Here is a 7,531-nt window from a genome sequence, read left to right as displayed (position 1 = left end):
GAGCGAAGTCGAGACACGCTTGGGAAGCGCCAGCATTCGCGTGTCTCGACTTCGCTCGACACGAACGGGAGCTTAGGTTTTGGCGTCCCCTCCCGGTCGTTGACGGCCACTCCCTACCCGGTCAGACACCGGCATCCCACGACATAATCCTGCCGCCATCCGCCGTCGCGAACGAAGCCGAAGCGCGTCCGCACCACGCGCGCGCTCACGATCGTCCAGCCGTCCGCCGCCCCGCGGAGCGCCGGGATGATCGCCTCGACCCGCGCCGCGGCCCCGTCGTCCAGACTGTCGCCGACGCCGTGCAGCGCCACCGTCAGCCGCACCTCGCGCCCCGCCCGGTCCTTGGTTCCCCAATCGCTTCCCTCGACGACGCCCACGGCCACATAGGGCGCGCTGGCGCGCGGCGGCGTTCCGTCGAAGACGCCATGGATGCACCCCGCCAACCCGGCATCGTCCGCCAGCAGGGAGATCGCCTTTGCGCGCACCGCCGCTTCGGCCGCTCTCATCGCCGTCCTCCCAGCGTCATTCGCCGCCACGGCTGCCACAGCGCCGCGATCGCAGCGGGCGGCGCCGCGCCGCCACCGTCGCGCGCCTCGTGCAGATGCTGCGTCATGCGGACGATGCCCTGACGGATCGCCTCCGGAATCCCGTTCGCCCCGGCCGCCATGCCCGCGCGATAGCCGATCCGCGCCCGCACCGCCTCGCCGGGATCGTGGATCGCGATCGACGCCGTGCCGTCGCGCGCGATGCTCGCCCGATAGCCGGCATCGCCGGGCGCCCCGTCGCCGAGCATCGTCTCGCCGCCATCGGGCTGCAACAGCGTCACCGCGTCCACCGCCACCACCGGCCGCGCGCCGAGCGGGATCGTTCCGCCGTCCAGCGGCACCGTCTCCTCGGCGGCCCGCACGATCAGCCACTGGCCGATAAAGGCCTCGCAGATGTTCGTTGCCGCCCGGACGAGCTGCGCGACGACCGCATCGTCGATCGTCGCGCCGAGCCGCAGCCAGCTTCGCGCTTCGTCCAGATTCACCGGGAGGTCGCCCGGCACCACGCTCGTCGCCATCATCTTTCCTCCACCCGCACCACCGCCGACCGTTCGTCGATCTGCCCGTCGCTCAGCGTGACGCGATTGGTCAGCCGATAGACGTGCCCCGCAACGCCCCCCGCCAGCGTCGCGGTCGCCTGCATCAGGTCATATGCCGCAGCGGCGACCGACAAGCCGCCCTCCTCGTCCGGCACAACCGTCCACAGGCTCGCGACCACCGCCTGCCCGTCGGGATAGGCAAGCGCCCAGTCGATCTCGAAATCGATGCGCGTGTCGGGGTCCTTCACCATCATCGTCATGGCTGTTCCTTTGCGTCAGGGTTTGCGGACGACCATGCGGCGGACGGCTTCGCACCGCACGGGCAAGGGGGTCTGCGGTGCCGCCGGCTCGGGGCCGGTCCATTCGCTCGCCAGGTCGCGCCGCGTCGCATCGCCGATCGCGCGCGATGCCAGCGCCGATCCGTCGATCATGCCGCCGCCTCCAGCGCGGCGAGGCGCGCCTCCTGCGCCGCGATCAGGAACAGCGCGAGCTGGTCGGGGCGGATGCCGAACCGATCGCCCGCCGCGCGCGCCGGGCCGTCCGCGCCTTGCCCCTCCGCTTCCCATGCGTCCCAGCAGAGAAAGGCATATCGGCTGGTCGGCACGGCTTCGGGGCCGGCCGGATCGATCAGCCCCTCCTCGGCCATGATCGCCCACACCGCCTGCGCGCGCGCCCCGAAATGCAGGCGCGCGCCCTCCGTCCCCTTGTCGGCGATGGCGCCGTTCCACTGGTAAAAGCCCAGTTCGCCGCCGATGCGCCGCGCCGCCGCCATCTCCGCCATCGTCGGCGCCCCGCGCCATGTCTTTTCGCGCGCGTCGGACGTGTTGATCGTTCCGGTTCCGGCATAGACGGTGCTCGCCCGGTTCGCCGCGCCGCCGACGGGAAGCGCATTGTCGGTCGATGGATAAAAGGCCCCCGTCGAGGCGGAAATATTCCACTGCCCGCCCGCGCCCGCCTGCAGCCCCAGCGCCACGCCCGAAGGCGTGACCAGCTTCGACGCCCAGAGTTCGAGCCAGCGGTTGGTCGAAGAGCCGAAGGACTGCGCATTGTTCCCTGCCGGCCGCAGCGTGCCCCCGGTCTCCAGCACCACCCGCTCGACATTGTTGCACCGGAACGCCAGCATATGCGCCGTCGACGTGCCGACGGTCATCCCGCTCGCGGTCGTATAGAGAAATCCCCGCACCGTGTCCGATGCGCCGTACAGCGTGATCTGCGCGCCCGTCGTCCCGGTCATGTGCAGAACCTTGTAGCCGCCGAAATTCTCGGGCGTCGTGGTTCCGATGCCGACATTGCCGGCGCTGCTGATCGCGACGCTGTCGACGCCGTTATTCAGGAACTGGTGCGCCGACGCGGCGCCCGTATCATATTGCATCGTCCCCGAACTGGAGATCTTGACCGAAGCCGGTCCTGCATTCGCAACGCTGAACCGCCCCGCGCTGGTCTGGACGTCCAGCTTGTTCGCCGGATCGACGCCGATGCCGACATGGCCGCTGGCGTTGACGCGCACCCGCTCGACACCGCCCGTCGCAAGCCCCAGCACGTTCGCGGCGGGGCGGAACATCCCCGTGTCGGGATCGGCGGCGAACGCGACCGAGGGCTCGGCGGCGCTGCCGTCGACACCCGCGACCGGCGCCCCGGCGAGCAGCCGTCCCCCGGCGTCGCGATAAGCCAGCGTGGACAGCGGGATGTTCACCCAGTCCGCACCGCGCCGCACCGTGACCAGATCGCCATCGGCGCCGGTCGATGCCGCCGCATGCGTGGTCGACAGCGGCTGCTTGCCCGCCAGCCCGTCGGCCAGCTCCGCCACCGCATCGCCGGCGCTCTCCATCGCCGCGACCGACGCCGCCTGCGTTTCGAACCATTCGGCGCCGACGGTCAGCGCGATCGTCTTCAATCCGGGCGCGAAGTCGACCCGGGCGCCACCGCTCGACGATGCGGCGACCGCCGCGCGGACGAGCCGCCCGGCCGAATCGAGGTGGCCGGTCCCGACCTCCCACTGGGCGGGCTGCGCCACGCCCGCGACGGCATAGTGAAAATCGGTATCGGCGGGCACGGCGCCCGCGAAGCGGCGATGGCCGGGCACCGCGCCGGTCGGCGTCAGCGGCCCGGTCCCGCCGTCCTGCGCCAGCTCGCGCACCAGATCGGCGAAAAAGGGGGTCGGCATGGCAAGGCCATCCTTTCCTGTACAAGAAAATTGGTGGGTAGCGCCCGGCCCCGAAAGGGGAGGGACCGGGCGCTCCTCGCGCGCCAGCGCTGCTTAGCTGGCGGCGAATTTCATCAGCTTGATCGCCTGCGAATCGATGATCGCGCCGCCCACCCGCTTGGTTGCATAGAAATGCACGAACGGCTTGTTGCTGAACGGATCGCGCAGGATGCGCGTCTCGCCGCGATCGGCGATCAGATAGCCGGCGGCGAAATTGCCGAAGGCGATCGACAGGCTGTTCGCGCCGACATCGGGCATGTCCTCGGCCTCGACGACCGGATAGCCGAGCAAGGTCGCCGCCTGCCCCTCGACCATCCCCGGCTGCCACACGAACGCGCCGTCGCTGGTCTTGAACTTGCGGATGCGCGACAGCGTGTCCGAATTCATCACCCAGCATGCCCCCTGCCGGTACGGCGCCTTCAGTGAATGGACCAGCTCGACGAGCTTGTCCTGCGGGTTCGCCGCCGGAAAGGCGCCCGCGGTCCCCGTCGCGAGGTACTGCAGCGACCCGAACGCCCGCACGCTGTCGATCTCGTTCGTCGCGGTATAGGTCAGGAACCCCTTCGGCCGGTTGGTGCCGTTGCCGTTCACGAACGCGCTGCCCTCGGCGACCGCAAACTCGCGGCCGAGCTGCTCGGCCAGCCAGTCCTCGACGTTGAACATCGCATCGTCGAGCATCGCCTGGCTTGCCGCCGGATTGGCGTAAAGCTCGCCCGACGGCGGCGCGATCTCGGCAAAGCTGCGCGTCGCGGTCTCGGGCCGTGCCGCGGTCTCGCCGACCCAGCCCGCGCCCATCGATCCGGTCGCGACCAGCTTGCGATAGCCGCTCGTCCCCGTCTGCACGACCGTCGCGATGCCGCGGATCGGCGACAGCCCCTTCAGCGTCGCCGCGATCGCCCCGTCGATCTCGCGCGGCACCGCATAGCCGCCCTCGCCGGCGCTCGCCCCCGACAGGCTCTTCATCTCGACTCCGGCATCGATCCCGCGCCGCAGATAGCGCTCGACAAAGGCACCCAGCGCCGGATCAGCCGCCGCCTTCGCCCCGTCGAGCGGCAGCCGCGACGCCGCCACCGCCTGCGCATCGACCTGCGCCTTCAAGGCCGCGACCGAGGCCTTGAGCTCATCGACAGCTTCCGCCGCCAGCACCGCATCGAACGCCCCCTCGAGCGCGTCCGCCTTCATTTCCATATCGTCCATGCTTGTCACTCCTTCACCACCTTGATCACCCGCGCCGCCGGCTGCATCGGCGCCGCCACCAGACTGACTTCGGCAAGGTCGAGCGCCAGCAGCTCGCGCGGCCGTTCCCCGCGCGAAGCCCGCACCCGATAGCCAAAGCTCAATCCCGTCAGCGCGCCCCGTTCGACGAGCCCCGCCGCCGTCGGATGCGTCACCCGCGCCACGACGCGCAGTCCCCGCGCGTCCTCGGCCAGCGCCTCGATCACGCCGACCACAGCGCCGGGCCGATGCTGCCAGAGCAAGGGCACCGTCCGCCCCGCGCGCAAACTCGCCGCGAACGCCCCCGCCCGCACGACATCGCCCCCGCGGTCGATCCGGTCGAACACCGACACATAGCCCGCGAAGCGTATCGAAAGAGAATCACGCGGAGACGCGGAGGCGCGGAGAAAGGAAGGAGGAGCGACGATGTCGCTCGATTCCCTTTTTTCTCTCCGCGTCTCCGCGTCTCCGCGTGAACCATTTTCACGCTCGGCCGCCGTCCTCATTTGAGCAGCCCCGGCAGCCCCAGCTTCATCGCAAGGCCCACCACCAGCAGCGCCAGCATCCCGCGCACCGCCCAGTCGACCACCGCCGCCCAGACGCTCTTCTTCGCGTCGCGCCAGGCGCCGAGCAGCTGGCGCAAATCGCTCACATCGTCGCGCGCCGCTTCGTCGGCGAGCCCGAGCCGCGCGAGCGCCCGCCGCGCCCCCAGCTCGCTCGCCTCCTCGACCAGCGCGCGCAGCACCGCGCCGTCGCCTATCGTGGCCACGCCTGTCCCCGCCAGCGCGATCAGCCGCGCCAGCGCTTCGTCCTCATCCATGTCGATATCCTCATAGAAATCCCTCCCCCTGGGACGGGGGAGGGTTGCGCAGCCTTGGCAGCTTGCTACCCAGGCGAAGCTGGGTGGGGGTGGGCCTTTGCCTGCGAACGCTACCCCACCCCCAACAGCGCCTTCTTCTCCTCGGCCGTCAGCCAATCGGCCGCCGACACCTCGCGCCACAGCGCCATCCGGTCCTCGGCCAGCGCCGGCACCCGGTCGAGATCGACGCGCAGCTCGGCGCCGTCGAACCAACCGCTCAGCCCTTGCGAAATCGCACCCAATATCTTCGCGCACAAGGGCAGCACCGTCAGCCGCCACAGCGCGCGATTGGCCTCGCGATAATTGGCATAGGTCGCATCCCCCGGCAGCCCGAGCAGCATCGGCGGCACCCCGAACGCCATCGCGATCTCGCGCGCGCTCGAATCCTTGAGCGCCAGAAAGTCCATCTCCGCCGGCGACAGCGACAGCGCCTGCCACCTGAGCCCGCCCTCCAGAAGCAACGGCCGCCCCGCATTCGCCCCGCCCGCAAAGCTCTCTGCCAGTTCCTCGCGCAGCCGGTCGACCTGCTCGGCCGACAGCGGCATCCCCTTGTCGCCCGGATCGTGCACCAGCGCCCCCGACGGCCGCGCCGCATTGTCGAGCAGCGCCGCGTTCCATTTGGCCGCCGCATTATGCGCCGCGATCGCGCCCGACGCGGCGCCGAGGCATCCCGCGCCATAATGATCGTCGAGCGGATGCAGCGCCTTCACATGCACCACCGCGACGCGCCCCGCACCATCCTCCGCCGGCAGCACCGCCGCCGACCCACCCGCCTTGTACCGATACGCCACCGGCCACCCGCGCGCATCGGCCTCGACCGTCACCCGCTCGGGCCGCAGCGCGAACAGTTCCGCCGGCGCCCCCGCGCCATCGGTCAAAATCTGCACATAGCCATTGCCGTGGAGCAGCAGCTGCGACGCGAGCGTCTCGACCAGCCCTTGCCCGCCCGACGTCGCGCCGACGAGCGCTGCAAGCGCCGGATCGCTCGCCGCCACCGGCGCCGATCCCGCCGCCTCGGCCACCAGCCGCACCGCCCGCTGCACGATCGCATTGGCAAGATACCCCTCGCGCACCTGCGCCTCCCAAGAAAGCGGCGCGGGCGCCGACCACGCCCCATACACACGCGACAAAGCGGGCCGCGCAGCACCCTGCGCGGCCTTGCGGCCAAACCAGTTCATGATGTTCTCCAAAAAGACTGAAAAATTCAGCTTTGAATCGAGGAATTTGCTCGGATCAGGCCACCGATTTAGCGATCCAGACCAGTCCCTGATACGGGTCGAGTCAGCGCCGTGAATCCGACGCCCGACGCCTCAATATTGTGAGTTATTGGGGAACTCCCAATCGGATTGCCATGGACTGCTCAGACACGTTGAAGCGCGCAGCAAGCTCGCGAACGCTGGTGATCCCCTTCCCGATGCACTCGTTGAGTTTATCGCGCGGCATCAGAATATCGGCAGCAAAGCGATTGGCCTGGGCTTCAACAGCATTGGAAAGCCCCGATCGCAACAGGGCGTCATCGGTAATGCCGTCGCCTATCAGATGCGGATGCAAAACGACGTGCCCAATCTCGTGCGCAATCGTAAAACGACGACGCACCTCCGGGTGATCCTGATTCACGAAGATATCGAAACCGCCTTCGCTGTCCACGTTTTTCCGGACCATGCCCGAAAGGTCGGCGGGCCAGCCCGGAACCTTATAAACCTTTATCCCAAGGGCGTTTGCAATACCGACAGTCTGAACCGGGATGGATTGCTGATGCTCTCGGATGATTTCGAGAGCGGCGCTAATGCTCACCATCTGTCGCTCCCTCTTCAATTGCCCCCGCCACGCTCACGGAAGCCGGATCGTAGGTGGGCTGCGCCGTCGGCGCCGTGCCAATATGGCTATCGCTGGCGGCATTGTCACCCCCCTTTGTTCCATTCCCGTTCCGATTGCGAAAATAGAGTTGCGCAATTTTTCGAGCCTCTTCCGCCGCCGCCTCTCTGGCTTCATCTCTGGCTTCGCGTCGAATGATCCAAAATCCCATCAAGCTAGGGTCAGGACTCATTGATCAGAGCCAGAAGATGACAGTGGCAGCGAGGGCGACGGCGGAGAAGAAGGCCTTCGGGCACCGATCGTAGCGGGTTGCGACGCGGCGCCAGTCTTTCAGGCGACCGAACATAATCTCAAT

10 protein-coding genes and 1 pseudogene are annotated in these 7,531 nt (G+C 68.7%); all 11 read right to left on the bottom strand.

What is annotated here, in order from left to right:
- Positions 1 to 113 precede the first annotated feature (113 nt).
- Positions 114 to 506, bottom strand: coding sequence for a DUF3168 domain-containing protein (locus ACE3SL_RS09760; RefSeq protein ID WP_374525543.1), 393 nt, complete (start codon positions 504 to 506; stop codon positions 114 to 116).
- Positions 503 to 1,066: a hypothetical protein gene (locus ACE3SL_RS09755; protein ID WP_374525542.1), complete on the bottom strand. Its 564-nt coding sequence runs from the start codon at positions 1,064 to 1,066 to the stop codon at positions 503 to 505. The genes ACE3SL_RS09760 and ACE3SL_RS09755 overlap by 4 nt, the downstream gene beginning before the upstream one ends.
- Complete coding sequence (locus ACE3SL_RS09750; RefSeq protein ID WP_374525541.1) at positions 1,063 to 1,344, bottom strand: hypothetical protein; 282 nt, start codon at positions 1,342 to 1,344, stop codon at positions 1,063 to 1,065. Before ACE3SL_RS09750 ends, ACE3SL_RS09755 begins: the two co-directional genes overlap by 4 nt.
- Before the next feature lie 15 nt (positions 1,345 to 1,359).
- Positions 1,360 to 1,515, bottom strand: a complete 156-nt coding sequence (locus ACE3SL_RS09745) for a hypothetical protein (RefSeq protein WP_374525540.1) — start codon at positions 1,513 to 1,515, stop codon at positions 1,360 to 1,362.
- Complete coding sequence (locus ACE3SL_RS09740) at positions 1,512 to 3,248, bottom strand: tail fiber domain-containing protein (protein WP_374525539.1); 1,737 nt, start codon at positions 3,246 to 3,248, stop codon at positions 1,512 to 1,514. Before ACE3SL_RS09740 ends, ACE3SL_RS09745 begins: the two co-directional genes overlap by 4 nt.
- Before the next feature lie 93 nt (positions 3,249 to 3,341).
- Positions 3,342 to 4,484, bottom strand: a complete 1,143-nt coding sequence (locus tag ACE3SL_RS09735) for a phage major capsid protein (protein WP_374525538.1) — start codon at positions 4,482 to 4,484, stop codon at positions 3,342 to 3,344.
- 5 nt (positions 4,485 to 4,489) lie between these two features.
- Positions 4,490 to 4,930 (bottom strand): HK97 family phage prohead protease, encoded by a 441-nt coding sequence (locus ACE3SL_RS09730; protein WP_374525544.1) that lies wholly within the window; start codon positions 4,928 to 4,930, stop codon positions 4,490 to 4,492.
- A gap of 74 nt (positions 4,931 to 5,004) precedes the next feature.
- Entirely contained in the window at positions 5,005 to 5,322 is a 318-nt protein-coding gene (locus tag ACE3SL_RS09725; protein WP_374525537.1) for a DUF6127 family protein, read from the bottom strand.
- 110 nt (positions 5,323 to 5,432) lie between these two features.
- Entirely contained in the window at positions 5,433 to 6,539 is a 1,107-nt protein-coding gene (locus ACE3SL_RS09720) for a phage portal protein (RefSeq protein ID WP_374525536.1), read from the bottom strand.
- A gap of 145 nt (positions 6,540 to 6,684) precedes the next feature.
- On the bottom strand, positions 6,685 to 7,158 hold the full coding sequence (locus tag ACE3SL_RS09715; RefSeq protein WP_374525535.1) for an ImmA/IrrE family metallo-endopeptidase: 474 nt from the start codon (positions 7,156 to 7,158) through the stop codon (positions 6,685 to 6,687).
- A 253-nt stretch (positions 7,159 to 7,411) separates the two neighbouring features.
- A pseudogene (locus ACE3SL_RS09710) lies at positions 7,412 to 7,531 on the bottom strand (IS5/IS1182 family transposase); the annotation flags it as partial.

Origin of the sequence: Sphingopyxis sp., assembly GCF_041916015.1 — a bacterium.
GTDB lineage: Bacteria > Pseudomonadota > Alphaproteobacteria > Sphingomonadales > Sphingomonadaceae > Sphingopyxis.
Note: the sequence above shows the minus strand (reverse complement) of the source record. Positions and strands in the feature narration are given on the sequence as shown.

Excerpts from the sequence above, each read along its gene's own strand:
- ACE3SL_RS09760 (WP_374525543.1), bottom strand. The coding sequence starts at position 506 with ATGAGAGCGGCCGAAGCGGCGGTGCGCGCAAAGGCGATCTCCCTGCTG.
- ACE3SL_RS09755 (WP_374525542.1), bottom strand. The coding sequence starts at position 1,066 with ATGATGGCGACGAGCGTGGTGCCGGGCGACCTCCCGGTGAATCTGGAC.
- ACE3SL_RS09750 (WP_374525541.1), bottom strand. The coding sequence starts at position 1,344 with ATGACGATGATGGTGAAGGACCCCGACACGCGCATCGATTTCGAGATC.
- ACE3SL_RS09745 (WP_374525540.1), bottom strand. The coding sequence starts at position 1,515 with ATGATCGACGGATCGGCGCTGGCATCGCGCGCGATCGGCGATGCGACG.
- ACE3SL_RS09740 (WP_374525539.1), bottom strand. The coding sequence starts at position 3,248 with ATGCCGACCCCCTTTTTCGCCGATCTGGTGCGCGAGCTGGCGCAGGAC.
- ACE3SL_RS09735 (WP_374525538.1), bottom strand. The coding sequence starts at position 4,484 with ATGGACGATATGGAAATGAAGGCGGACGCGCTCGAGGGGGCGTTCGAT.
- ACE3SL_RS09725 (WP_374525537.1), bottom strand. The coding sequence starts at position 5,322 with ATGGATGAGGACGAAGCGCTGGCGCGGCTGATCGCGCTGGCGGGGACA.
- ACE3SL_RS09720 (WP_374525536.1), bottom strand. The coding sequence starts at position 6,539 with ATGAACTGGTTTGGCCGCAAGGCCGCGCAGGGTGCTGCGCGGCCCGCT.
- ACE3SL_RS09715 (WP_374525535.1), bottom strand. The coding sequence starts at position 7,158 with ATGGTGAGCATTAGCGCCGCTCTCGAAATCATCCGAGAGCATCAGCAA.